Annotated in this window: 23 protein-coding genes; 8 read left to right on the top strand and 15 right to left on the bottom strand. The window is 63.0% G+C overall.

Annotated elements, in window-relative coordinates:
- Positions 1–9: 9 nt before the first annotated feature.
- The 4 genes from IGX34_RS21510 to speA form a co-directional block, all read right to left on the bottom strand.
- Positions 10–1,191, bottom strand: a complete 1,182-nt coding sequence (locus IGX34_RS21510; protein ID WP_192557817.1) for a DUF3734 domain-containing protein — start codon at positions 1,189–1,191, stop codon at positions 10–12.
- A gap of 10 nt (positions 1,192–1,201) precedes the next feature.
- A complete protein-coding gene (locus tag IGX34_RS21515; RefSeq protein ID WP_192557818.1) occupies positions 1,202–1,951 on the bottom strand; it encodes an acetoacetate decarboxylase in 750 nt (249 codons plus the stop codon).
- A gap of 145 nt (positions 1,952–2,096) precedes the next feature.
- Positions 2,097–2,882, bottom strand: coding sequence for a 3-hydroxybutyrate dehydrogenase (locus tag IGX34_RS21520; RefSeq protein WP_192557819.1), 786 nt, complete (start codon positions 2,880–2,882; stop codon positions 2,097–2,099).
- 91 nt (positions 2,883–2,973) lie between these two features.
- Positions 2,974–4,866 (bottom strand): arginine decarboxylase, encoded by a 1,893-nt coding sequence (speA, locus tag IGX34_RS21525; RefSeq protein WP_192557820.1) that lies wholly within the window; start codon positions 4,864–4,866, stop codon positions 2,974–2,976.
- Between the two features lie 272 nt (positions 4,867–5,138).
- On the opposite strand from speA, the gene speE reads away from it, so the two are divergent.
- On the top strand, positions 5,139–5,990 hold the full coding sequence (gene speE, locus IGX34_RS21530) for a polyamine aminopropyltransferase (protein ID WP_192557821.1): 852 nt from the start codon (positions 5,139–5,141) through the stop codon (positions 5,988–5,990).
- A gap of 59 nt (positions 5,991–6,049) precedes the next feature.
- Here the strand turns inward: speE and IGX34_RS21535 are convergent, their stop codons facing one another.
- Positions 6,050–6,253 carry an antitermination protein NusB gene (locus IGX34_RS21535; protein WP_225737685.1) on the bottom strand — a complete coding sequence of 68 codons (204 nt, stop codon included), beginning with the start codon at positions 6,251–6,253 and terminating at the stop codon, positions 6,050–6,052.
- 149 nt (positions 6,254–6,402) lie between these two features.
- Here IGX34_RS21535 and IGX34_RS21540 point away from each other — a divergent pair, with 149 nt between their 5' ends.
- The 5 genes from IGX34_RS21540 to IGX34_RS21560 all read left to right on the top strand — a co-directional run bounded on the left by IGX34_RS21540 (position 6,403) and on the right by IGX34_RS21560 (position 11,244).
- Positions 6,403–7,446 (top strand): hypothetical protein, encoded by a 1,044-nt coding sequence (locus IGX34_RS21540; protein ID WP_192557822.1) that lies wholly within the window; start codon positions 6,403–6,405, stop codon positions 7,444–7,446.
- A gap of 176 nt (positions 7,447–7,622) precedes the next feature.
- The gene (locus IGX34_RS21545; RefSeq protein ID WP_192557823.1) at positions 7,623–8,255 is read left to right on the top strand and encodes a nucleotide-binding protein; all 633 of its coding nucleotides are present in this window, start codon (positions 7,623–7,625) and stop codon (positions 8,253–8,255) included.
- Between the two features lie 12 nt (positions 8,256–8,267).
- Positions 8,268–8,741 carry a SixA phosphatase family protein gene (locus IGX34_RS21550; protein ID WP_192557824.1) on the top strand — a complete coding sequence of 158 codons (474 nt, stop codon included), beginning with the start codon at positions 8,268–8,270 and terminating at the stop codon, positions 8,739–8,741.
- A 59-nt stretch (positions 8,742–8,800) separates the two neighbouring features.
- Positions 8,801–9,322 (top strand): YceI family protein, encoded by a 522-nt coding sequence (locus tag IGX34_RS21555; RefSeq protein WP_192557825.1) that lies wholly within the window; start codon positions 8,801–8,803, stop codon positions 9,320–9,322.
- A 20-nt stretch (positions 9,323–9,342) separates the two neighbouring features.
- Positions 9,343–11,244: a phospholipase D-like domain-containing protein gene (locus IGX34_RS21560; RefSeq protein ID WP_192557826.1), complete on the top strand. Its 1,902-nt coding sequence runs from the start codon at positions 9,343–9,345 to the stop codon at positions 11,242–11,244.
- A 71-nt stretch (positions 11,245–11,315) separates the two neighbouring features.
- On the opposite strand, the gene IGX34_RS21565 is transcribed toward IGX34_RS21560, so the two are convergent.
- Positions 11,316–11,849: an energy transducer TonB family protein gene (locus IGX34_RS21565; RefSeq protein WP_192557827.1), complete on the bottom strand. Its 534-nt coding sequence runs from the start codon at positions 11,847–11,849 to the stop codon at positions 11,316–11,318.
- Between the two features lie 13 nt (positions 11,850–11,862).
- Positions 11,863–13,149, bottom strand: a complete 1,287-nt coding sequence (locus IGX34_RS21570; RefSeq protein WP_192557828.1) for an acetyl-CoA C-acetyltransferase — start codon at positions 13,147–13,149, stop codon at positions 11,863–11,865.
- 258 nt (positions 13,150–13,407) lie between these two features.
- On the opposite strand from IGX34_RS21570, the gene IGX34_RS21575 reads away from it, so the two are divergent.
- Entirely contained in the window at positions 13,408–14,550 is a 1,143-nt protein-coding gene (locus tag IGX34_RS21575; RefSeq protein ID WP_192557829.1) for a hypothetical protein, read from the top strand.
- Between the two features lie 104 nt (positions 14,551–14,654).
- On the top strand, positions 14,655–17,156 hold the full coding sequence (locus IGX34_RS21580; RefSeq protein ID WP_192557830.1) for a sensor domain-containing protein: 2,502 nt from the start codon (positions 14,655–14,657) through the stop codon (positions 17,154–17,156).
- Positions 17,157–17,248: 92 nt separating this feature from the next.
- Here IGX34_RS21580 and IGX34_RS21585 read toward each other — a convergent pair whose 3' ends face one another.
- The 8 genes from IGX34_RS21585 to IGX34_RS21625 form a co-directional block, all read right to left on the bottom strand.
- Positions 17,249–17,701, bottom strand: a complete 453-nt coding sequence (locus IGX34_RS21585; protein ID WP_192557831.1) for a GNAT family N-acetyltransferase — start codon at positions 17,699–17,701, stop codon at positions 17,249–17,251.
- 18 nt (positions 17,702–17,719) lie between these two features.
- The gene (gene ntrC / locus IGX34_RS21590; protein ID WP_192557832.1) at positions 17,720–19,111 is read right to left on the bottom strand and encodes a nitrogen regulation protein NR(I); all 1,392 of its coding nucleotides are present in this window, start codon (positions 19,109–19,111) and stop codon (positions 17,720–17,722) included.
- The gene (locus IGX34_RS21595) at positions 19,104–20,147 is read right to left on the bottom strand and encodes a two-component system sensor histidine kinase NtrB (protein ID WP_192557833.1); all 1,044 of its coding nucleotides are present in this window, start codon (positions 20,145–20,147) and stop codon (positions 19,104–19,106) included. Before IGX34_RS21595 ends, ntrC begins: the two co-directional genes overlap by 8 nt.
- 283 nt (positions 20,148–20,430) lie before the next feature.
- Positions 20,431–20,856, bottom strand: a complete 426-nt coding sequence (locus IGX34_RS21600) for a hypothetical protein (protein ID WP_192557834.1) — start codon at positions 20,854–20,856, stop codon at positions 20,431–20,433.
- Positions 20,857–20,929: 73 nt separating this feature from the next.
- On the bottom strand, positions 20,930–21,160 hold the full coding sequence (locus IGX34_RS21605; protein ID WP_192557835.1) for a hypothetical protein: 231 nt from the start codon (positions 21,158–21,160) through the stop codon (positions 20,930–20,932).
- Between the two features lie 632 nt (positions 21,161–21,792).
- Positions 21,793–22,293: a hypothetical protein gene (locus tag IGX34_RS21615; RefSeq protein ID WP_192557837.1), complete on the bottom strand. Its 501-nt coding sequence runs from the start codon at positions 22,291–22,293 to the stop codon at positions 21,793–21,795.
- A gap of 84 nt (positions 22,294–22,377) precedes the next feature.
- A complete protein-coding gene (locus IGX34_RS21620) occupies positions 22,378–22,989 on the bottom strand; it encodes a hypothetical protein (protein WP_192557838.1) in 612 nt (203 codons plus the stop codon).
- A gap of 134 nt (positions 22,990–23,123) precedes the next feature.
- Positions 23,124–23,894, bottom strand: coding sequence for a hypothetical protein (locus IGX34_RS21625; RefSeq protein ID WP_192557839.1), 771 nt, complete (start codon positions 23,892–23,894; stop codon positions 23,124–23,126).
- Positions 23,895–24,283 lie beyond the last annotated feature (389 nt).

Here is a 24,283-nt window from a genome sequence, read left to right on the forward strand (position 1 = left end):
CCGCCCCGCTCAATTGCGGTGCACATCGTGCGTCACGAACGGATTCTCCGCCGTGGGCGGATCCAGCCAGTGCGGACGCGTCAGCGTGTGGCGCATGTCGGTCAGCCCGCTCTGCCAATGTTCGTGCATGGTGGCGGCGCTGAACTCGTAGTCCTTGTAATGCCCCTCGTAGGGCTTGTCGCGATAGATCAGATGGATCAGGTTGGTCAGCGCGCCGTTGGCGTAGCGTTCCGCCCTGCGATACGCCGGATCGTTGCGCTGGGCTTCGGGCACCAGTTCCATCAGTTCATGCAACAGGCGCTGCTGTTCGCGGCTCTGGTGCATGTATTCGGTGATCAGGCGCGTGCGGCTGGAAAACTGGATGTCCTTGGAGCGCTCCGCCACCATGCCCATGTCGCGCGGCAACGCACCGGTGGCGCTCCACAGATCCACCTGGAAGATCAGCGAATCGTGGTGCGGGCGCTCGGTGAGCACCTTGTACAGCGGCGTGTTGGAGACCATGCCGCCGTCCCAGTAATACTCGCCGTCGATTTCCACCGCGGGAAAGCCGGGCGGCAATGCGCCGGAGGCCATGAAATGTTCCGGCCGCAGCGTGTCGTGGCGATTGTCGAAATAGGCGAAGTTGCCGGTGCGCACGTTTACCGCACCGACCGATACGCGCAGCGTGCGCGCATCGTTGATGCGATCGAAATCGGCCAGGCGTTCCAGCGTTTCGCGCAGCGGCGCGGTGTCGTACCAGCTCGCCGTGGCCGGCGTGCCCTGCCCCTGCAGTACCGGTGGCGGCATGCGCGGCTGGAAGAAGCCCGACTGGCCTTCGGTCAGCGCGCGCCATGCGGCCAGGGCATTGACGCCATCGCGAAAGATCTGCGGCAGGGTGAAATTTTCCGGCCACGGCAACGCGGGCCGGTTCGGCCAGAACGCCGACTTGCAGATGGTTTCCCAGAATTCGGTGAGCTTGGCGACGCGCTGCTCGGGCGGATTGCCGGCGATGATCGCGGCGTTCAGGGCGCCGATGGAAATGCCGGCAATCCAGTTCGGATGCAGCCCGGCCTCATCTAGCGCCTGGTATACACCCGCCTGGTAGGCGCCCAGGGCGCCGCCGCCCTGCAATACCAGAGCGGTGATCTTGTAGGCCGCCTGGGCGGGATGATGCGCAGGATGATGATCGGAAGGCGTCTTGTGCACGGTCATGCCGCCGCTCCTACGCTTGCTTGTCGTCGAGGTAATCGTAGACCACCGTGCCCAGGTCCAGGGTGAGATCGGTGATGTAGTGCAGCGCCGATTCCACCTTCAGCACCGGCAGATCGGCCACCGGCGCCAGCGCGTGCGGATGCAGCTCCAGCGATGCCGGGCCGGTCCACGCGCCTTTCAGGGTGACGTTGGTGGTGAAGTAGCGCACCAGTTCGCAGATGCGCGGCGTGCCATCCACATGCGGAATGATCTTCAGCAGGAAGCTCGGCGCGGCGAGGCCGGCGAGGATCGCATTGCGATCGGCTTCTTGATGCTTGAAGCCCATGGTGGCCTTGGCCACGCGCACCTTGCCGTAGTCGAGCGTGCCGACCAGGGTGTCGATTTCGGTATCCAGCACCGGCGTGGCCAGCTTTTTCGGAAAGCCCCACAGTTCGCGGCCGCCAGCAATCGGCGGATGGTCGTTGAGATACATGGCGTGCACGTAGCCGCCTTTCTCGCCGCGGAAACTCACCGGTATCACCTGGCCCGATTCGGTGTAGTCGCCGAAGCCGGTGGAATCGGGCATGCGGATGAATTCGTATTTCACCAGCGGCTCGGTGACTTCGAGCGGCTCGGGCACCACGGCGCGTAGGGCGTCCATGTCGGTGCGATAGGTGATGACCAGGAATTCGCGGTTGACGAAGCGGTAGGGGCCCTTCGGAAATGCAGGGCTGGTCAGCGGCATGGCGAAGGCGTTGGCCTTGACGTCGGCGATGTTCATGGGGATTCCCTAAAGTGAGGACGTGACGCCGGGCACCGTAGGTTGGGTTAGCGCAGCGTAACCCAACGATGTCGCTACGAAGAAAGATCGTTGGGTTACGCGGCGCCAACCCAACCTACGATCTACGGTGCTCGGCAAGGATGGCTTACTGCATGTACCAGCCGTGGCTGACCACCACGCTCTGCCCGGTCAGCGCCGCACTCGGGAACGCCGCCAGGAACAGCGCCGTCTGAGCGATATCCTCGACGGTGGTGAACACGCCATCCACGGTGTCCTTCAACATCACGTTCTTGATCACTTCCTCTTCCGAAATGCCCAGCTCCTTGGCCTGTTCGGGAATCTGCTTTTCCACCAGCGGGGTGCGCACGAAGCCCGGGCAGATCACGTGCGAGCGCACGTTATGCGCCGCACCTTCTTTGGCCAGCGTGCGGGCCAGGCCGAGCAGGCCGTGCTTGGCGGTGACGTAGGCCGACTTCAGCTTCGACGCTTCATGCGAATGCACCGAGCCCATGTAGATCACGGTGCCGCCGCGGTTGTCCTTGTACATGTGCTTGAGCGCGGCCTTGGTGGTGAGGAAGCCGCCGTCGAGATGGATCGCCAGCATTTTCTTCCAGTCGGCGAAGGCGAACTGGTCGATCGGATTGATGATCTGCACGCCCGCATTGGAAATCAGCACATCCAGGCTGCCGAAGGCGGCCACGGTTTTTTCCGTGCCTGCATTCACCGCGTCCTCATTGGTGACATCCATCTCCACACCGATGGCCTTGCCACCGGCCGCCTTGATCTCCGCCGCCGCGGCATCGGCCGCCTGCTGGTTGATATCGGCGATCGCCACGGCCGCACCGTTCTTTGCGTACAGCTCCGCGATGGCCTTGCCCAGGCCGCTGGCCGCGCCCGTGATCAATGCAACCTTGCCGTCGAGACTTGCCATGTGCCACTCCTTCGGATGGGGGAAAGGGAATATAGGGGCGGCACCGTGCAACACGAGAGCGCTTCGAAGACATTCGAAGCGCCCCGCTATGTCATCCGTGCACGCTTTCGGAAAGGTAGGTATAGCCGGTGAGACCTTCATTCAATGTTACAAACAGGCGCTCGGCCTGCTCGCCGGCAATGCCGGCCGCGGCGATACGGTCGCGATAACTGCGGCGCAGCGCCTCGAGGTCGTAGCCGACATAGTCCAGCATCAGGTCGGTGGTATCGCCGCGGCGCTGGTGGGCGAATACATAGCCGTCGCCATCTACGCGCACGTTCACCGCGTCGGTGTCGCCGAACAGGTTATGGATGTCGCCCAGCGTTTCCTGGTATGCGCCGACCATGAAGATGCCCAGCCGGTAGGCTTCGCCTTCCTGCAGCGCATGCAGCGGCAGGCTGACGTCCACGCCGTCGGCATCGACGTAATGATCGATGCGGCCGTCCGAATCGCAGGTGAGGTCGACCAGCACGCCGCGGCGGGTGGGCTGTTCGTGCAAACGTGCGATCGGTGCGATCGGGAAGATCTGGTCGATCGCCCACACGTCCGGTACCGATTCGAACACCGAGAAATTGACGAAGTATTTGTCGACCAGCTTTTCGTCCAGGTCGTCCAGCGCCTGGCGATGTGCGCGCTCGGCCGGCAGCAGGCGCGCACGCACGGCATTGACGATGGCGTAATAGAACTCGTCCAGATGCGCACGGTCGGCCAGCGACAGCTGGCCCAGCGCGTACAGCGTCTGGCCTTCCTGCAGGTGATGCTGCGCTTCGTGGAACAGTTCCAGCGGCGGCCGCACATCCAGTTCTTCGTGCACTTCGCGCAGATGGCGCAGCACCGCCGGCTCGTTGGCTTGCACCGACGGCAGGCTGCCGGCCGGCACGCTTTCCACTTCGCTGACGTTCACCACCATCACCGCGTGATGCGCGGTCATGGCGCGCCCCGCCTCGGTAAGAATGTGCGGCGCCTTGAGTCCTTCGCTTTCCACCGCTTCGGCCAGCGACTGCACGATGGTGGCGGCGTACTGCTCGATCGAATAGTTGATCGAGTTGTGGCTGCGCGAACGCGAGCCTTCGTAATCCACGCCCAGGCCGCCGCCTACATCGACGATCTCCAGCGGCACGCCCAGGCGGGTCAGCTCGACGAAATAGCGGGTGGCCTCGCGCATGCCGTTGGCGATGTCGCGCACATTGGAAATCTGCGAGCCCATATGGAAATGCTGCAGCTTCAGGGTGTGCTTCAGGCCGGCCTGTTCCAGGCGTTCGACCAGGCTCAGCACCTGCGTTGGCGACAGTCCGAACTTGCCCTTGTCGCCGCCGGTGTTCTGCCACTTGCCGGCGCCGATCGAGGCCAGCCGCACGCGCACGCCGAGCAGCGGCTCCACTTCCAGCGCCTTGGCTTCGGCGATCACCAGCTCCAGCTCGGAAGGCTTCTCCACCACGATATGGATGCGCAGGCCCAGCTTGCGCCCGATCAGCGCCAGACGGATGTATTCGCGATCCTTGTAGCCGTTGCAGATCACGATCGAACCGGGCCGCGCCATCGCCAGCACCGCCATCAGCTCCGGCTTGGAACCGGCTTCCAGGCCGAAGCCATGTTCGCCAGCCGCCACCAACTCGGCCACCACGCCGCGCTGCTGGTTCACCTTGATCGGATAGATGGCCGTATAGCCGCCCGCGTAATGCCATTCGCCGATCGCCTTGGCAAAGGCGCCCTGCAGGCGGGCGAGGCGGTCGGCCAGGATGTCGGGGAAGCGCACCAGCAAGGGCAGGCGCAGGCCGTCGGCGCGGGCGCGCTCGACGATCTCGGGCAGGGAAAAACCCGGGCCGCGCGCACCGCGCGGACGCATCACGATATCGCCGCCGTCGTTGATGTCGACATAGCCGTCGCTCCAATTGGGCACGGCATAGGTGTGGCGGGCGGTGTCGGTATTCCAGGTATTCGCCATAGGACGGTATCTCCTTATGTGGGCCGCGGGGCCCAGGGGGACATCGTCGCAGCGGCGAGCCTTGACGAACGTGCTCATAGGAGCCGAAGCCCGTCGGCCGGAAGCCTCGCACGCCGCGGGGCCGGAAGGGCTAGGCGGGCCGTCAAGCAATGGCCCGAATTCCTATTGTAATAGGCCGTCGCGACAATTTGAGGTCAGGCGCGCCGGGACGCCGCCCGCCGTTGCCGCTACAATTACTTCTCTTTAACTACGTTCTGCAGGATTTTCCCCTCATGTCGCAGCCCAGCTGGTTCACCGAAGCGCATCAGGCTTCCGGTTCCTCCATCGGTTATCGGTTGGAGAAGCCGCTTCATGCGGAGAAAACCCCGTTCCAGACCATCGAGATCTACCAGACCACCGACTGGGGCAACCTGATGGTGATCGACGGTTGCGTGATGCTCACCAGCCGCGACAACTTCCTCTATCACGAGATGATGACCCATCCGGCGCTGTTCACCCATGCGCGCGCCAAGCGCGTGGTGATCATCGGCGGCGGCGACTGCGGCACCTTGCGCGAAGTGCTCAAGCACGAGGAAGTCGAGCACGCGGCGCAGGTGGAAATCGACGAGCGCGTCACGCGCCTGGCCGAACAGTATTTCCCGGAGCTGTGCGAGTCGAACAACGATCCGCGCGCCGAGCTGCTGTTTATCGACGGCATCAAGTACATGGCCGAGGCCGAGCCCGAGTCGCTGGACCTGATCATCGTCGACTCGACCGATCCGGTCGGCCCGGCCGAAGGCCTGTTCAACGCCGCCTTCTACGCCAGCTGCCATAAGGCGCTGCGCCATGGCGGCATCCTGGTGCAGCAGAGCGAATCGCCGCTGGCCCATCTGGAGCTGATCAAGTCGATGCGCTCGGCCATGCGTACCGCCGGCTTCAGCGCGGTGAAAACCCTGCCCTTCCCGCAGCCGTGCTACCCCACCGGCTGGTGGAGCTGCACCATGGCGCGCAAGGGCGGCGACCTGGCCGGCTTCCGCGAGCGCGGCGCGCTGAGCAAGAACTTCGCCACCCGCTACTACAACGCCGAAGTGCACAAGGGCGCGCTGGCGATGCCCGAGTTCATGCGCGAGGCGCTCGGCGAATAAGGCCGGCGCTTATCCCGGCACGAATCGACCCAGCCACGATGCCCGCCAACCGGCGGGCATCAAAATATCCGGCCCCGCACTTTCGGCATCAGCACCAGTACCAAGGTGGCGAGCGGCCCGAACAGCACGGACAGCAGGAACCAGACCAGGCCACTGCGGTTCTTGCCCTGGGCCAGGCCGGCATTGATCAAGGCCAGCGTGCCCCACCCGACGAACCATGGGGCATGCCCCTGGGCCAGCATCGAAAACGACTCCACAAGCATTCTCCTGCGTACCGCGTTGGCAAGCGGGCATCCTAACAAGAGCGGGAGTGCCAGTGTCCCTATGCGAGCCTGCCGGAGCTGACCGTTCAGAGCATCCTCAATCCGTGCCGGCTATGCTGGCGGCTTTTATGACCCACGGAGCACTGCCCATGCGCGGATGGCGCCCTCTCGCCCTGACCCTTGCCTGCCTGCTCGGCGCATCCACCACCGTGATGGCGCGCCCGCAAGCCGCCAAGGCTCCGGCCAGCGCCGTCGGCGCGGCCCAAGCGCGCAACAAGGCGCTGGCCTCGTTCCAGGGCGATCTGGTCAGCGTGCTGGCCCCCAGCGCCGATCCGCAGCGCCTGCTCGCCGCCGCGCTGCTGGCGCGGCCGCTGCTCGGCCAGGCCAAGATCGTGACCTTCCATGCCTTGATCGACCGCGCCTCGCACGGCGACGGCGCCGGTCCGGCCGTCAGCTGGGCGCGCCTGGCCGACTGCGACCCGAACACCCAGGGCGACTGCCCCAACCGCAATGCCCTGGCCCAGCTGGTGCAGCAGGCCCCGGACAATGCGGCCGTATGGCTGCTGCAGCTCAGTCAGGACATCAACGGCTCGAAGAAGGACGACGCCCGCCAGGATCTGGCCAAGGCCGCCGGCGCCAAGCTGTATGACGACTACAGCGGCATCGGCCTGCAGGCGCTGGCCGGCACGGTCAGCACCTTGCCGCCGCCGAACGCCACCATCGATCCCAACTCCGCCGCCGGTGCCGAAGGCGTGCAGACCCTGATCGTTTTCGGCAGCGCCGCCGGCATGCCGCAGCCGGCACTGCGCGACACCGCACAGTATTGCGAGGCCAACGCGCCCAAGGACGACGGGATCAAGGACGACTGCCTGAAGCTGGGCAAATTGCTGGAATGGGGTTCCAGCCCGCTGGCCCGCTCGCTGGGCCTGCATCTGCGCGAGGTGCTCAATGCCGATCCGGGCCAGCAGCAGGATGCCAAGAACGCCCGCCGCAACCTGATCTGGCAGGTGCAGAACTTCGCCGCGCTATCCCTGCGGGCGCAGAACGACAAGGCGCAATCGCAGCATCTGCTGGCGCTGGCGCGCAGCGGCGGCACGCAGATGAGCCTGGTGCTGGCGGCCCTGCACGACGATGGCATTCCTACCGATGCGCCGACCGACTGGCAGCCGGGCAAACCCGGCAACGCACCGTAGGCAAACCGGCACCCACTGCTGGAACCGCACGTTCGCGCGCCGCTGAGCAGCCCGCGCGAACCGGCGGCAGGCGAAACACCGGCACCTCCGGAGACCATCGCATTTCTCGCTACCTGTTCCCCGTTTCGCGCCCTGTTGCTAACCTTGGCTCCACCTCACGCCATCAGGGGTAACCGATGCTTACGGTGCTGGTAGCAAGCAGCAAGGGCGGTTGCGGTAAAAGCACGCTGGTCACCCAGCTGGCTTCTCATTGGGCACAGGACAACAAGCGCACCGCCATCATCGATGGCGATCCGCAAGGCTCCAGCTTCCGCTGGGCCGCCCTGCGTCCGGACAATGTTCCCGGCGTACTGGCCCTGGAAGGGGGCCGCAAGGCGCTGGACAAGCTTCCCGACGATACCGACCGCGTACTGATCGATACCGCCGCCGGTTCGCATGAGCGCGAGCTCGAGCCTTACCTGGAAAAGGCCGACATGGTGGTGGTGCCGGTATTGCCATCCTCATTCGATCTGCACGCCACCCTGGGTTTCCTGCAACACCTGCGCGGCATCAGCCGGATCAAGCGCGGCAAACTGCCGGTGGCGCTGGTCGGCAACCGCCTCAAGCCGTGGACGCATGCCAGCCAGGAGGCGATTGCCCAACTGTCCGAACAGGCACCGTTTCCGGTGGTGGCGCAATTGCGCGACACCCAGGCCTACGTGTTGCTGACCTCGCTGGGCAAGGGCATTTTCGACTACGGCTCCGAGCAAGTGCGCGGACACCAACAAGACTGGACGCCGCTGCTGCGTTGGATCAAGCGCCAGCATTAATACGGAGCCTCTATGCACGAACTGATCTTGCTACGACACGCCGAAGCCCAGACCGCCCCGCCGGGTGGTGAAGACGCGGTACGCCGCCTGAGCGGCCGCGGCGAACAGGAAGCACGCGCCGCCGGCGACTGGCTCAAGGCGCACGGCGTGCGCCTCGACCGCGTGCTGTGCTCGCCTTCCGAGCGCACCTGCGCCACCGGCAGCCTGGCGCTCGCGGCGCTGGACCAGGCCCCCGTCATCGAAACCGCGGCGGAAATCTACAACGCCACGCCCGGTGAACTGCTGGCCCTGCTCGATCAGCACCTGGATGCGAACACGGTGATGCTGATCGGCCACAACCCCGGCATCGAACGCCTGGTTGCCTTGCTGGTGGAAGGCCGCTCGGATGAATTTCGCGGCATGCCGCCGGCCGGCCTGGCTGTGCTTCACCTGGATGGCCCGCTGGAGCCGGGCAACGCACGACTGGATGCGTTCTGGTCGCCGTGAGGGCGATCCGTTACGCAAGGCTGCGACAAATCCTGTTACCCCTGTGCTGGCTGCCCGCCGTGGCGGCCGGACATCAAGCCGACTATCACATCGACTCCGCCGCCTCGCAGGCCAGCTTCCAGGTGCGCCTGCTCTGGCTGGAACATATCGGCGGCAACTTCACCCAGGTGCTTGGCGAGGTTGCGCCCGGGCCGTCGCCGGACAGCCTGGTGGTGGACGCGGTGATTCCGGTGCAAAGCGTCAGCATGCCTTCCAAGCGCATGCGCCAATGGCTGCTGGCGCCGGCCTTCTTCGACGCCGATCACCATCCGACCATTCACTTCGTTTCCGATCCGGTGGCCCAGGCCGAGCTGGACAGCGGCGGCATACTTACCGGCAACCTCACTCTGCGCGGCGTCACGGCACCGGTGCATTTCGCGGTGCAGCCGGCGCATTGCGAGGAGCAGTCATCCACGCCCTGCCACCTTACCCTGCACGGCCGCGTGCAACGCAGCACCTTCGGCATGACCGGCGACCACCTGCCGCTATCCGATAGCGTGGAGCTGAATCTCTCCATCACTCTGCAACGCGAAAACCGCTAGGCCGCCGCTATCATGCGCGGATGCAACTGCACCGCGGTCTCGTCGTCATCGTCTTGCTGGGCGCCTTGTTGCAAGGCTGCACGCTGACGCGTGCGCAGATCCAGCGCGCCGACGCCATCGTTGCCGCCAGCGTCGACCGCCAGAACAGCTGCAACCGTCCCGACCGCTGCGCCGTACCCTCGCCGCTGCTGGACGCCGCCGACCAGGCCATCGCCCGCTCCACCCCCAGCCAGCCCGAGCATGTGGTGACCCTGCTCGACGACAGCGAAGCGGCCATGGTTGCGCGCATCAACCTGATTCGCGCCGCGCGTCAGTCGATCGATGTGCAGAGCTACATCTGGGATGAAGACGACACCGGCCAGCTGATCCTCAACGAGCTGATCGCCGCCGCGCGGCGCGGCGTGGACGTGCGCATTCTGGCCGACCAGCTGTTCTCGTTCGAAGACCCCAACCTGCTCGAGCGCCTCACGCGCGTCAGCCCCAATCTGCAGGTGCGGCTGTACAACCCCACCTTCCACAATTCGCGCACGCCGCCGCTGGAATTCGCCGCCGGCATCCTGTGCTGCTTCATGAAGTTCAACCAGCGCATGCACAACAAGCTGATCCTGGTCGACGACCGCATCGGCATTACCGGCGGGCGCAATTACCAGGATCGCTATTTCAACTGGGACAACGACTTCAATTACCTCGACCGCGACGTGATGGTCGGCGGCCCCGCCGCGCAGGAAATGGCCGCCAGCTTCAACCTGTTCTGGAACTTGAAGCGCTCGGTGCCGTTGACTCATCTGCGCGACGTAAACCGGCTGATCGTCGGCGATCCCGCGCCGCCGCCGTGGCCGGCACCGCAATACCTCAACCCTGCGCGCGTCACCGATGCGATCGACGAAGCGCACGACCCGGACTGGCTGACCCAGCACCTGGTCGACCCTAGCCTGATCACCGGCAAGGTGGAATATTTCAGCGACCGCCCGGCCAAGACCGAACGGCCCGAGCGGCGCGAAGCCCAGCAGTTCACCAACCACCTGATGCATCTGATCAGCCAGGCGCAGCACGAGGTGGTGCTGCAGACGCCGTATCTGGTGATGAGCCGGCACGCCAAGAAAATCTTCCGGCAGCTGCACAAAGAGCCGTCGCCGCCGCAGATCACGGTGTCCACCAATTCGCTGGCATCCACCGATGCATTTGCCGTGTATGCGGTGTCCTACAAGCACCGCAAAAGCTATCTCTCCGAATACGGCTTCGATATCTACGAACTGAAGCCGCATGCGCCGGTAGCCGCCGATGCCTATGTGCAGGCCAATATCGTCGACCAGGATGACGATAGCGAGGATGAAACCGACGTGGGTACCGACACCTCCGGCGGCCAGCACAAACGTTTCGCCGGCACCGAACGCCGCCCCGGCCTGTTCGGCAGCAATGGCCGGCGCAACCGACCGGCACCGCTGCTCAGCGCCGGACGCCGCTTCGGCCTGCATGCGAAATCGCTGGTGGTGGACGACAGCTTCGCCATGGTCGGCTCGCACAACTTCGATCCACGCTCGGACCACTACAACACCGAGGCTGGCGTGATCGTGTACGACCAGCGCTTCGCCAACGAACTGCGCAGCTCCATCCTGCATGCCACCGAGGCGCAGAACGCCTGGATCATCGCGCCGCGCAAACCGGTCATTCCGGTGCTGGGGCAGATCAGCCAGGTGATCGGCGATATCTCGGCCAAGTTGCCGTTCTTCGATCTGTGGCCGTTTCGCTATGCGACCAGCTATCAGCTGAAAGCCGATTGCCCGCCGATGCAACCGGACAATCCGGATTTCAGCCGCTGCTATGAGGCAGTGGGCGATTTTCCGGATGTGGCGATCTCGCCGAAGCTGCTCTATACGCGCTTGATTACGGCGTTTGGGGCGGGAGTCACGGGCGTTCTTTAAACGCTCTTGCGTGGCCCATCGGGCCAAGCTGGTTCGCAGCCAACAGCCGCACGTCATTCCGGCGCAAGCGATTAGCGCATCTGCGCCAATTGCGCCGACGTCGTACCGAAACTCAAGGGCAAATCGCCACTGAAGCCAAGCGGATGATCCGCCGGCACCGCAAAGCGCCAGTTGTGCGCAATCGCCACCGCATTCGCATCCAGCACGGCGTCGCCACTGGATTGCGCCAGCGTGGCCTGCGTCACCTGGCCTCCAGCATCCACCACCAAGTGCAAAACCAGATCGCCCGCATCGTGATCGCGCATCTGCGCAAACGGCAACGACGACATCGGCATCGATACAGGTACCCAGGCCACAGCTGCAGGATGCACCGCCCTGTTCGCGGCGACAGGCGCGTAGTGCACTCGCACGGCAGCCAGCATCGGTTTCGCAATCGCATGCGCACGATGCGCCACATGCTGCGCAACCGCTCGATGCAGCGCCGCACGATGAACACCGCGCGGCTCGGCGCTGCTGCCGGTCAAATCACTTAGCCACTGCGTGGCTATCACACCGATCACCAGCGCCAGCACGCTCAAGCCCGTGGTAGTGCGCAAGCGAAGCATGCGAACGATCTACTCAGTTGCGCTCGAGAATCGCGGTGACGCCCATGCCGCCGGCGGTACAGATAGAGATCAGCCCGCGGCCCGAACCCTTCTGCTCCAGCAGCTTGGCCAGGGTGGCGACGATGCGCGCGCCCGTGGCGGCGAACGGATGGCCCACGGCCAGACTGGAGCCGTGCACATTGAGCCTGGCCGGATCGATGCTGCCGAACGGCGCATCCAGGCCCAGGCGGTTCTTGCAGTAGTCGGCCGATTCCCAGGCACGCAGCGTGCACAGCACCTGTGCGGCGAAGGCTTCGTGGATTTCGTAGAAGTCGAAGTCCTGCAGGGTCAGTCCATGCCGCGCGAGCATGCGCGGCACCGCCACGGTGGGCGCCATCAGCAGCCCCTCGCCGTGCACGAAATCCACCGCGGCCACTTCCGCATCGCGCAGCCAGGCCTGGATTTTCAGGCCGCGCTTGGCGGCCCAGGCCTCGCTAGCCAGCAACACCGCGGCAGCACCGTCAGAAAGACCGGTGGAATTGCCCGCAGTGAGCGTGCCCAGTCCCGAGCTCTTGTCGAAGGCCGGCTTGAGCGCGGCCAGTTTTTCCATGGTGGTGTCGGGGCGCAGGAAGCCGTCGCGCTTCAAACCGCGGAACGGCACCACCAGATCTTCGAAGAAACCCGTTTCATACGCCGTGCCCAGCTTGTGGTGGCTTTCCAGCGCCAGCCGGTCCTGCTCCTGGCGGCCGATATGCCATTCCTTGGCCATCTTTTCGCAGTGATCGCCCATCGACATGCCCGTACGCGGCTCGGCCACGCCCGGAAAAGACGGCTTCAGTTCGCTCAAGGAAAAACCGCGCACGGCGGTTTTCAGCTTTTCCATCGGCGTCTTGGCGCGATTCACGGCCAGCAGACGCTTGCGCAGGCGCTGGCTGTAGACGATCGGCACGTCACTGGTGGTATCCGAGCCGCCGGCAATACCCGCCTCGATCTGCCCGGTGGCGATCTTGTTGGCGATGATGATGGCGTTATCCAGCGAAGTGCCGCAGGCACGCGCCGTGGTGATGCCCGGGGTGGTTGGCGCCAGGCCGGAACTGAGCAGCGCCTCGCGCGCCAGGTTCCATTCGGAGGAGTGCTTGATCACCGCCCCCATCGCCACTTCGCCCAGCTCCACGCCATGTAAACCGAACCGCTCGACCAGCGCACCCAGCACCTTCACCGACATGCCGAAATTGCCCACATCCGCGTACGCCGTATTGTTGCGACAGAACGGGATGCGCACACCGCCGATGACACCGACGCGCTGCAGCGTGTTTTCCATAGCCTGAGGAGTCCAGAAACAGCTTGAGTCTGGCAAGGCTAACCCGCTGCGTGGCGCAGTGAAAGCCCGGGCGGTCGCAATATCAGCGAACGTTGGGGAAATGTCGGGAACATGTCTGCTTGTGCCGCTTGCGTGCAGGTGCCCGGGGCGTCCGCCAGGCACCATCCGATGCTGCCCCTGCTACCGCCCAAAACCCGCGAATCGGGCGCTTTTTAGCGGCCTGTTACACTGGCCGGCCCCCTTTTCAGGAATTACCGCGTGGAAGCCGGTCCGCTGCAAGCCCTGCCCATTGTGCTGGCACTGGAGTTGTCTGCGGGCGAACAGCCGCAGCACCTGATCCTCAGTCGCGACGAAGCAGCCGAATTGGCCGCCTTGATCGCCGACGATCTGCACCGGCTGGTACCCGCAGTGGCGAACGCCCGGCTGGCGCTGGCCGGCGCCCTGTTCGACGCAGTCGAACTGCTGCGCCCCGGCTTTCCGGTGTGGGCCACGCTGGATGAACTGGCTCGGCGCGTACCGCGTGGGCAGCTGGAAAACGTGGTGGCGTTTGGCAGCCACGAAGGCCACATGCCGGCCCAGCCGCTGGAACCCGATCCCGCCTACGCCGACGGCCCGATGCGCCTGCTCCCGCTCAGCCTGCTGGTACCCGAAACGCTGGCCGAGGAACTGTCCGAACAGCTGGAAGTGGAACTGGTCGGGCGCGGCGAAACCGGTGCGCGCACCGCAGACTGGCTGATGCGCTGTTTCGGTATCCGGCTGGAGCATGCGCGTTTTCTCAGCCGCAACGACCTGCTCGCGCTCACCTGTGTGCAATACGAACACGTGAACCTCGCGCCGCTATGGCAAGTGCTGGAAGCGGCCATGCTCACGCCTTATCGCGAAGAAGCGGTGCTAAGCGCACGCGGCCTGGCGCTGCGCTATGCGGAAGGCAAGGTATGGGCGCAGTCGCCGGCACACTGGCTGGCCGCGCAGACCGGCGATATCGGCGAGCGCACGCATGCCTTCGCCGGGGCGGTATTCGAATTGCGCCAATACGCGGCCCTGCTGCAGGCACACGGACTTTCACTTTTCCTTGACAAAGCTTTCAGCGGCCACGCCGAAGCAGGCCCCGGATGGCTGGCCGAAACCTTCGGCGAGGTCGACGAAGCCTACGATGCGCCCAACTTGTTCGCCCACGAAGCCACCGGCCTGGGCGTGGTCGCCATCACGGTCGCCCAGCGCGGCGCCGCCGGCCGTGCACGCGTGCTGGCGCATGGCTATCCCCTGCATGCCGCAGCACTGGGACCGATGATCGCCACGCTGGCAGAACGCTTCGGCACCCCCAGCGACCTGCATGCACTGGGCCGCATTCAGCTCGACGACGACGGCCAGCTCGGCGCACCGGCCGCTGCCTTGCACTAAGGAACGTCCGCCGTCCCGGCAAGGCTTCAGGCATGATGCAAATCCGACCTGCTCCGGCGCATCATGTGCGGACGCAGGCCCAGCAGCCTTGATCCGGGAACGGCATGCCGAAGGCAACACACCCCATCGAAGGCGAACTGCCGCTGCCGCAAGCGGCCGCGGATCTGCTTGCCCATGTGGTGCATAGCGTCCCGGCACTCATTTCCTATATCGATCGCGACGAGCGCTTTGTGTTTGCCAACGAAGCGCACCGCCGCTGGTTCGACATCGAACCGCGCACGATGGTGGGCAAGCTGGTCAGCGCAGTGCTGGATCCGGAAAGCTATCTGCGCGCACGCGCCGCCTTGCTGCAATCTCTGAGCGGGCAGGATGCCAGTTACGAAGGCGAGATGTTCAGCGCGCCGCGCCGCCGTTATGTGCATGGCAGCTTCACGCCCGACCTCGACAAGTTCGGCCGCCTGCGCGGCGTACTCACCGTGTTCACCGACATCACCGAACGCCACGCGCTGGAAGAACAGCTGCGCGAGAGCGAGCAGCGCTTCTCGCAGGCCTTCCATCATGCTGCCGTGGGCATGGCGCTGATCCTGCCCAACGGCCGCTATCAGCAGGTCAACACCGCGCTGTGCGACATGCTTGGCTACAGCGAGTCGGAAATGCGCGCCTTCAACTGGCGCGATCTCACCCATCCGGACGACCTGCCGCTCAGCGAAGCCTTGGCCGGCCAGCTCACCAGCGGCCGACGCGACGCGTTCCAGACCGAGAAGCGCTACATCCACCGCGATGGGCACGTGGTGCACGTGCTGCTCAGCGTGGCGCAGATCCGTTCCGAATCCGGCAAGACCAACTATGCCGTCAGCCAGGTGCAGGACATCACCAAGCGCAAGCAATACGAAGAAGCGCTGTTCCGCGAACGCCAGCTGGCCGAAGTCACGCTCAATTCGATCGGCGATGCGGTGATCACCACCGACATCTCGCTCAATGTCACCTCGCTCAATCCCATCGCCGAGGCGATGACCGGCTGGTCCAACGCCGATGCCAAGGGCAGCCCGCTCGACGATGTATTCCGCCTGCGCGACATCAACAATCGCCAGCCGCTGGACAACCCGCTGCGCCAGGCGATGCGCCGCAACGCCATCGTCGATTTCAGCGGCCGCGCGATCCTGCTTCACCGCAACGGCTTCGAAACGCCGATCGAAAATTCCGCGGCGCTGATCCACGACCACGCCGGCAATGTCACCGGCGGCGTGCTGGTCTGCCACGATATCAGCGAGAACCGCACGCTGGCGCTGAAGATGATCCAGCTGGCGCAGCACGACACGCTGACCGGGCTGCCCAACCGCAGCCTGCTGTACGCGCGTATCGAACAGGCCGCGGCGATGGCCACCCAGCGGCACCGCCAATGTGCGCTGCTGTATCTGGATCTGGATCACTTCCGCCGCATCAACGACACACTCGGCCACGGCGTGGGCGATCAGGTGCTGCAGGCGGTGGCGCAGCAGATCCGCGCCACCTTGCGCGACAGCGAAGACATGGCCTTCCGCTACAGCGGCGACGAATTCGTAGTGTTGTTGCCGCGTGTGGACGATGCCGACGAAGCCGCCGGCTACGCCCAGCGCCTGCTGGATGCCTGCTCGCAGACCCATGTGGCGCATCTGCCGCCGCTGGATATCCGTGCCAGCATCGGCATCAGCCTGTTCCCGCGCGACGCCACCGAACCGGACGCGCTGGTGCGTACCGCCGACGCTGCCATGTACGAAGTGAAGACGCAGGGCCGCCACGGCTACTGCTTCTACGCACCGGAAATGAGCCAGCGCACCGTTGCCAGCCAGCGTATCGAAAACGTGCTGCGCCACGCGCTGGCGCACGGCGAGCTGTCGCTGCAATACCAGCCCAAGGTGGATGCTCGGCTTGGCCACATCGTGGGCGCGGAAGCGCTGCTGCGCCTGCAGGTGGACGGCAAGGATTTGTTCGTGCCCGATCAATTCATCCCGGTGGCCGAGGATACGGGTTTGATCGTATCGATCGGCACCTGGGTGCTGCGCGAAGCCTGTCAGCAGGCGCGTCGCTGGCAGCGCGACGGGCGGCCGATTCCGGTTTCCGTCAACGTCTCGCCGCTGCAATTCCAGTACGCCGGGTTTTATGAGCGGCTCGACAGCATCATCAACGAAACCGGCCTCGATCCCAACCTGCTCGAACTGGAACTCACCGAACGCACCATGATGAGCGGCGGCGACGGCACCATCCGCCTATTGCGGCGCATCCGCCAACGCGGCGTGCGCCTGTCGCTGGACGACTTCGGCACCGGCTACAGCAGCCTTTCCTATCTCAAGCACTTCCCGGTCGATGCCTTGAAGATCGACCGCGCCTTCGTGCGCGACATCACCCAGGATGCGGAAACCGCCGCCATCACCAGCGCGATCATCGCCATGGCGCGCAGCCTCAACAAGGACGTGATCGCCGAGGGCGTAGAGACCGAAGTGCAGAGTGCGTTTCTGCGCGAAGCCGGCTGCTCGCAGATGCAGGGCTTCCTGTTCGGTGCGCCGATGCCGGCGGCTTTGCTGGAAGAGCGGCTGACCTTGCAGGCATCCGCTACCGCGAGTACGTAGGTTGGGTTGCTCCGGACTTGATCCGGGGGTAACCCAACGATGTCGCTACGAAGATGGATCGTTGGGTTACGCTGCGCTAACCCAACCTACCGTCACTTCAGCATCTGCTCGTACATCAGGTAGTGGCATTGCTCCATGCCAAGGTCCCGATACGTGCTCTGCGCACGCAGGTTTTCTGTCTCTACATACAAGCGCAAACCCACCGCACCCGCTTCACCAGCGCGCCGTGCGACATCGGCATACAGCGCACGAAACACGCCGCCTCGCCGCGCCTGCGGTGCCACATACACGCTCTGGATCCACCAGAAATCGCCGTTGCGCCAATCGCTCCACTCATACGTCACCAACAGGCAACCCACCGGCTCGCCATCGCGCTCGGCCACCAGGTAGAAACCACGCCTTGGCTCATCGAATACCGCCGCCACACCGCGCGCCAGCACCTCATGCTCGAGACGCTTGTGCTCCGTCTCCCACGCCATCGCCGCATTCCATTCGGCCACTGCAGCGGCGTCGCTGCGTTCGGCCAGACGTATCGTTATCGTCACTGCTGATACTCCACTGAATTATTTGCGCCGGACGCGCGAGGCGCCGAGCTTGCGCGTCAAGGTATTGCGGCCCACGCCCAGCGCAGCCGCTGCATGCTGGCGATGGCCTTCGTTGGCAGCCAGCGCCGCTTCCAGCAACACGCGATCCAAAGCTTCGCGCGCACGCGCATGGATATCCGCTTCATCGTGCTCCAGCGCGCGTTCGGCCCAATCGCGCAAGGCATCGGTCCAGTCGCCGCGCGGCGCATCGCCGGATTTGCCCATGTCCGCCGGCAGAATTTCCGTACCCGCCGCAATCACCGCCAGGCGCCGGCACAGGTTTTCCAGCTCGCGCACATTGCCGGGAAAATCGCGCTGCGCGATCGCCTTCAGCGCCGCTTTGGAAAACCGCTTGGGCGGCAACTTCAGCTCCTGCACTGCACTGGCCAGGAAATGCTGCGCCAGCAGTGGAATATCGCCGCGGCGCTGGCGCAGCGGCGGCAGCTCGATCCGCACCACATCCAGGCGATGCTTGAGATCGGCGCGGAATTGCCCGGCCGTGACGCGCGCATCCAGGTCCTGGTGGGTAGCCGCCACGATGCGCACATTGCAGCGAATCAATTCACGGCCGCCGACGCGATAAAACTCGCCACCGGCCAATACGCGCAGCAGACGCGTTTGCAGGATCAGCGGCATGTCGCCGATTTCATCCAGAAACAAGGTGCCGCCTTCGGCCTGTTCGAAGCGCCCGGACACGCGCCGCGCCGCACCGGTAAACGCGCCCGCTTCATGGCCGAACAATTCGCTTTCCAGCAGTTCGCTGGGAATCGCAGCCGTGTTCAAGGCGACGAAGGGCTTGCCGCGCCGCGCGCTTTCCTCGTGCAGCGCGCGCGCCACCAGTTCCTTGCCGGTACCGGTTTCGCCGGTGACCAGCACATTCAGATCGCTGGCGGCGACGCGCCCGATCAGGCGGAACACTTCGCGCATCGGCGCGCTGTCGCCCAGCAGGGCGTGCGCCGGTGCGGCGGGCGCTTCCATCGTGGCCTGCGCATGCGGCACATCGGCCAGCGCGCGCTGCACCGCTGCCAGTGCCTGATCCAGGTCGAACGGCTTGGCCAGGTAATCCACCGCGCCAGCCCGATACGCCGCCGCCGTGGTGGCGACATCGGTGTAGGCGCTCATCACGATCACCGGGCCGATCTGCCGCGCGCGTAATTCCTCCAGCAAGGCGAGACCGCCATCGCCAGGCATGCGCACGTCGGTAATCAGCAAGGCCGGCGTCGCATCGCGCAAGGCGCTGCGCACACTGGCGGTATCGCCAAATTCGCGCACCGCCAGACCCGCATCGCGCAAGGCCTCCGCCAGCACGAAGCGCACACCGCGATCGTCGTCGACAATCCAGATCCCGGAAGTTTCAACCTGCTTAGCCATCGGAACGTCCCGCCGAAGAAGCCGCCGCGCCCACGCGTGGCGGCAAAGGGAGATACAGCGAAAACACTGTTCCGCCGGCGCGGCTGGCATAACGCAGCTCGCCGCCGTGTTCGTGCGCGATCTCGCGCGACAAAGCCAGCCCCAGGCCAGTGCCATCGGCGCGGCCGGAGACCAGCGGCTCAAACAAGGTGTCGCGCAAGGCCGCGGGCACGCCAGGGCCGTCATCGATCACATCCAGGCGCAGCGCACTGCGCAACATGCGCTCGCCCAGGCGCACACCGTGCTCGACACGGCTGCGCAAGGTCAGCGTGCGCGCACCGGCTTCGATTGCATTGCGTGCCAGGTTCAACATCACCTGCTGCAGGCGATCCGCATCACCGTGCACATCCGGTAGGCTCGGATCGTAGTCGTGGCGCACACGCGGCGCCGCCGGTTCGGCCAGGATCAGCTCGCTCAGGCGCTCCAGCAACTGATGCAGATTCACCGGCCCCAACTGCGGCGCGCCATCGTGATGCAGCAGCCGATTGGCCAGCGCCGCCAGCCGATCCGCCTCCGCAATCACCATCCCGGCCAGCGCCTGCATATCCGCATCGTCCAGCCGCCGCTGCAGCAACTGCGCCGCACCGCGCAGGCCGGCGAGCGGATTCTTCACCTCATGCGCAAAGCCGCGCAGCGTGGCCGACAAAGGCGATATCGCCGAACCCGCATCCGCCAGCGCATGCACCTCCACCAACAGCCGCCCGGCATCCAGCGGCTGCAAGGCCACATCCACCCGCCCGCCACCGTTCTGCGCCCCCGGCAAAACCACCCCCCGGCACTGCACGGAACGCTGCTCCGCCAGACTCCGCCCCGCCTGCTCCACCACCCCGGGCTCCTGCAACAAGCCCGCCAGCGGCTGCCCCTGCGCATGCCGCAAGCCCAGCCCCAGCATCTCGACCAGCGCCGGATTGATCCATTGCACCCGCAGCGCACCATCGACCACCGCCAATCCGGTCGACATCTGCTCCGCCCAGCCCAGGGGTTCGTTCTCGCTCATTGCACCATCATGGGCAATGCGCCGGGTTGGTGCAAATGGGGAACGGTGCAAAGCGACAGTCGGAACGCTACCTTGGACAGATGTCGGCGATGCTTAACCTTGTCGCAGTCGCACTAAACCCTGTCGCAGTGACTTAACCTTGTCGCGGAGCGCACGTTGCCACATCCCGGGCGCAAGACGCGCACTCCGGTTTTGCCGATCGCATGTTTGGAGGTCCTTCCTTGTTAGGCTAACGATCACGGCACGGTCGCTAGCGGTATCCGCTCTGGGTCGGAAGCTGACGTTAATTCTTTGCTTCCGCCCAGTACATGGCCTGGGCGAGGCTTTCATCAGCGTAGCGTTCTGACTGGGCGGCAAGCTCATTGAGACGCACCTTGACCGCCTCTTTGCCAAACGTCCGCACGCACGGGGCTATGAAGACCCGATTGGCACTTGGGTTGGATTCTTCCAACGCCGCTGCCAGGAGCGGGTCAAGCAAGATGCTGGGGACGGGATTCACCCGCTCCAGCGTCTTTGCGACGAACCATTTCTTCCTGGGTTCATTGAGCGCAGCAACGAACCAAGCAAGATCAGGCACTCTGTTCTTAGGGAAGCCGGACGCTGCCTCACCGAGTAAGTCATCAATTGCCGAAAGCTCAGGCTGACTTCTTGGGCCTGCCTGAATGAGCTGCGCATAGCGATCCGCCAAGCGGTCCCAGTCGATGGCCATTCCTTCACTCCAGACAAGACCCTAACCCATAAAGTGTCCGCATTGGGTTGAAAGCGAACATTTGCCACGAACGCTAGATCGAAGGTCGATAACCCGCCTTCCAAAGATAATCAAGGAAAGGCCCTTCTGAGCCATCAGTCAACTGGACCGCGACGTCGTAGCCACCTTTGAAGTGTTTAGCTACTCTGGTTATTTCTTCGACGCCGGGGGCAGAAGCGATAGTAGAACAGAGTTCATTTACTTCGGCCTGTGAATATGTCTCTGGCTTTTCCGCGACAAGGAGTCTGGCATAGAAGTTCATCACGCAGTTTCTCCAAGCAAAATTGCGAATACTTGCCGTCAACAAAGTTCTGCTTCGGGTCGAAAGCTGACGCGGGTTGGCGACACTATAAGCTGTCTTTAGGAGCGCCGCGCACGCTCGATGCTCATGGCTTGTTCGACCGACTGCCCAACAAGATTTGTATAGACACTCAGCAAGCCCTTCACATAAGTATCTTCACTCCCGCTTCCACCCAACCGCGGCCATGGCTGCGCTATAAAGCATTCACCGTAAATGAGGGGGGACAGGCGCGCGCTGAGGGAAAGGAACAAGGTGCGATGAAGCACTTGGTCTAGCATTTCATCCGAGGTAAGGAAGTCATTGAAGAACCAATCGAAACTTTTGTCGATAAACGTCGATGAGCTTCGTTGAATATCCAAAAAATAGATTGCCCCGCGCGTTTCAGACCAGAAAAATAGGTCCCCAGACTGCTCGCAACCACAGCAACAGCATCCTGACCGAGGAGCCATCGCCAAGAACTGAGAGCTTGTCTCGAAAGCGACTGATCCAGAACGGATAGCAATCCACCCCGATTGGTGCCGTCAGCACGGAATATGTCGTCAAATCTCATGTACGTGCTCCATGCGGTATTTCAATTGGCTGGCTTTGAAGCCGCGCTACGCGCCTGGACCACCACAAGCAAACGTACCCGCTATGGGGCGCCCACTAATATCATTGAACCCGGTCTCGTAGCTCAACCGGAAGATGTCGCTGGATGTGCCGAGCGAAGCCATTAGTTGACGCCTATAACTCTCGTTATCACTCCACAGTGCGGGGTGTCGACTGAAGGAAAATGTTTCGCCCCCGTGGAATACGGTCAAAACGTATGCATCATCGTTCATGACAAACCCTTTCAATTGCTGCCCGTCCAACGTTCGAATCGTGGCGCGGATAAAAATGCGCATGCGCGGCGGGAATGGGTTCGATTCAAGCATCGTGTAAACGCAATGCTCGTTTCCGGGAGAATTTTGTGAAAAAAGTTCGAGCACGTGTTCGCGATCTAGGCCCCACCGTTCGATCTCTTCAATCTCGTCCCAGTCATAGTGCTCAGACCAAACCGGAAAGCGATCGAATGCCTCTTCGTTGAGCCTACTTTCCGGTAGAACTAGAAAATCCATCACGACTCTCCCTAAAACGCCAGTTTTCTTGCTCGCCAACTGTCTGCTATGGATGGAAGCGGACGTTTTCGCTGTCGACCCTTGCTACCAATGCTTGGTCGGACAGAGACCGGCCGCAACGGCTTGAGCCTCTGACATTGGTGCAAGCTCTTCCAACGTTGGAAGCGCAAAAATCCTCACTTCCGTACCCTTGTACTTCCAGAAGCCCAATCGATCACCGTTGGTGATCCAGTAGTCGGAAATCGGCTTGTATTGCGCTGCGCCTTCCATGGTGCACTCGGCTATATAGGTGTCGTGCTTCTCTCGATAAATCAGCACAGACGTGGAGCCAAACCAGTCTAAGAACCGCACGTCGCAACCGAAATAGGGGTTGTAGCTGACGATCTCTGAGGCGACTTCGCCTACGGGATCTCCGCGCAACCGAAATTCAAATGAGACGTCCACATACTCGCTCAGTTCTTTGGCGGCGCATGCGACGTAGGCAATTGCGCCGTCAGGACCAAAGGAAGCAGCAATGATTTCCTGTTCGTACCCATCAGCGTCAACGAACTTGACTGGTCTTGCGAGAATTCTGGCGGCTTCTGCGATGCGGGACTCGTCAGGCTCCGCTCCGGAGCTATTAAAACGAAGCGGGATTCCAGCCATAGCTGGATTAGGGCGTCCGGCATCAAAAAGTGGATCATTTGAGTGGGACATGAAGATTTCCTGACATCTGATTACCTATCGTGACGGACGCACTGATTGTGCGCCGAGTCGGCCGCAATGAGTCAAAAGCCGACATCCCAAATCTAAGAATTCCTTGAATAATTTAGACCGTTGAGCGACAGCAATCACCTACCAAAATTTTCGGTGTAGCAAAGGAACAAAGTCCGGGTAGCTAGCAATACTTTTTCCAACTCTTTCCATTGGCCTTGTGACTTGTTGTCAGTGCAACCGTAAAGTCCAGCCAGATCATCCATCAAATGTTCCGCCTCGGCCATCTCCAACGAGCTGGGGCGCACGAAACCGAGCCACGATGCACCAATTCCAAAGAACCGATAGCCGTATTGCTCTTGCATGTGCTGGATTACCACATGATTCTGAAATACATTCCAATCGCTACTAAAATAGCCATTGGGTATTCCGGCAATCAATAGATCGTCACGCGGCACGGGGAGTCGCTGAACGTATACCACGCGATCCAGCATGCTCGACGGATGGCGATTAGTTGCTATTAGTGTCTGAATATCTTCGTCAGTCGCGATCAGTTCGCCAACCACGCCCTCCCAAGTCAGAACCAAATCTGGGTTTTGCAGCTGGCTCATTACATGAGAAAGGCGCCTGAGCTCGAATTCCCGGACCGAGCTAGGATTATCGAAATCAGTCTTATCGGCGCTTATGCAAAGGGCCGTCTGCTCCAATGCGTGATTACTGGTGTAGCAACATTGCCCCAAGTCATCAAGCGTACAAAGAAAGCGATATTCTGGTTGGTCATCATTCAATTCACCCAGTAAAGCGAGTAACGCTTGCATCGACTCAAGATCTTTCAAGCGAAGATGACTGAATGTGTCGACAGGCCTGAATCCAGTCTTTTCGCGGTAGTCGATAACAGTGCGCTGCATATTCCGGACGTCCATCGCTTGTCAATTGGATTTTAGAACGAGTGATAACATTACTACCGGTGACTACCTCAAATATGTCTGCTCTGGGTCGAAAGCGATCATCCGTGTTCCGCGAAGTAGGCTTCAAAAGTAAGCCGTGCTTCGGCTTCGTCGATTACCTTGGCAGAACGCTCACCAAACTCCCACCAAGCCCCGCAACGGCCGCAATGATGCAAGTAAGCATGTGCTTGTAAGTTACTTGCAACGAGCCTGGGAGGAAGGCTGATCCCACCAGACCGCGCCACAGTCTCGGGCGACCATTCGCTAGATAGGACGCCCTCTCTGCAGGCTTCACACCCTTGTTCCGACCAGTTTGTCAAAACACTCCCCCTGTTAACCCCGGCATCGTC

Source organism: Dyella acidiphila (genome assembly GCF_014863405.1).
GTDB classification, from domain to species: domain Bacteria; phylum Pseudomonadota; class Gammaproteobacteria; order Xanthomonadales; family Rhodanobacteraceae; genus Dyella_B; species Dyella_B acidiphila.

Bases quoted from the DNA above. Each gene is read 5' to 3' on its own strand.
- speA (WP_192557820.1), bottom strand. From the start codon at position 4,866: ATGGCGAATACCTGGAATACCGACACCGCCCGCCACACCTATGCCGTG.
- IGX34_RS21615 (WP_192557837.1), bottom strand. From the start codon at position 22,293: ATGGATTTTCTAGTTCTACCGGAAAGTAGGCTCAACGAAGAGGCATTC.
- IGX34_RS21515 (WP_192557818.1), bottom strand. From the start codon at position 1,951: ATGAACATCGCCGACGTCAAGGCCAACGCCTTCGCCATGCCGCTGACC.
- IGX34_RS21545 (WP_192557823.1), top strand. From the start codon at position 7,623: ATGCTTACGGTGCTGGTAGCAAGCAGCAAGGGCGGTTGCGGTAAAAGC.
- IGX34_RS21595 (WP_192557833.1), bottom strand. From the start codon at position 20,147: ATGAGCGAGAACGAACCCCTGGGCTGGGCGGAGCAGATGTCGACCGGA.
- IGX34_RS21510 (WP_192557817.1), bottom strand. From the start codon at position 1,191: ATGACCGTGCACAAGACGCCTTCCGATCATCATCCTGCGCATCATCCC.
- IGX34_RS21565 (WP_192557827.1), bottom strand. From the start codon at position 11,849: ATGCTTCGCTTGCGCACTACCACGGGCTTGAGCGTGCTGGCGCTGGTG.
- speE (WP_192557821.1), top strand. From the start codon at position 5,139: ATGTCGCAGCCCAGCTGGTTCACCGAAGCGCATCAGGCTTCCGGTTCC.
- ntrC (WP_192557832.1), bottom strand. From the start codon at position 19,111: ATGGCTAAGCAGGTTGAAACTTCCGGGATCTGGATTGTCGACGACGAT.
- IGX34_RS21570 (WP_192557828.1), bottom strand. From the start codon at position 13,149: ATGGAAAACACGCTGCAGCGCGTCGGTGTCATCGGCGGTGTGCGCATC.
- IGX34_RS21540 (WP_192557822.1), top strand. From the start codon at position 6,403: ATGCGCGGATGGCGCCCTCTCGCCCTGACCCTTGCCTGCCTGCTCGGC.
- IGX34_RS21535 (WP_225737685.1), bottom strand. From the start codon at position 6,253: ATGCTTGTGGAGTCGTTTTCGATGCTGGCCCAGGGGCATGCCCCATGG.
- IGX34_RS21560 (WP_192557826.1), top strand. From the start codon at position 9,343: ATGCAACTGCACCGCGGTCTCGTCGTCATCGTCTTGCTGGGCGCCTTG.
- IGX34_RS21550 (WP_192557824.1), top strand. From the start codon at position 8,268: ATGCACGAACTGATCTTGCTACGACACGCCGAAGCCCAGACCGCCCCG.
- IGX34_RS21580 (WP_192557830.1), top strand. From the start codon at position 14,655: ATGCCGAAGGCAACACACCCCATCGAAGGCGAACTGCCGCTGCCGCAA.
- IGX34_RS21600 (WP_192557834.1), bottom strand. From the start codon at position 20,856: ATGGCCATCGACTGGGACCGCTTGGCGGATCGCTATGCGCAGCTCATT.
- IGX34_RS21520 (WP_192557819.1), bottom strand. From the start codon at position 2,882: ATGGCAAGTCTCGACGGCAAGGTTGCATTGATCACGGGCGCGGCCAGC.
- IGX34_RS21625 (WP_192557839.1), bottom strand. From the start codon at position 23,894: ATGCAGCGCACTGTTATCGACTACCGCGAAAAGACTGGATTCAGGCCT.
- IGX34_RS21620 (WP_192557838.1), bottom strand. From the start codon at position 22,989: ATGTCCCACTCAAATGATCCACTTTTTGATGCCGGACGCCCTAATCCA.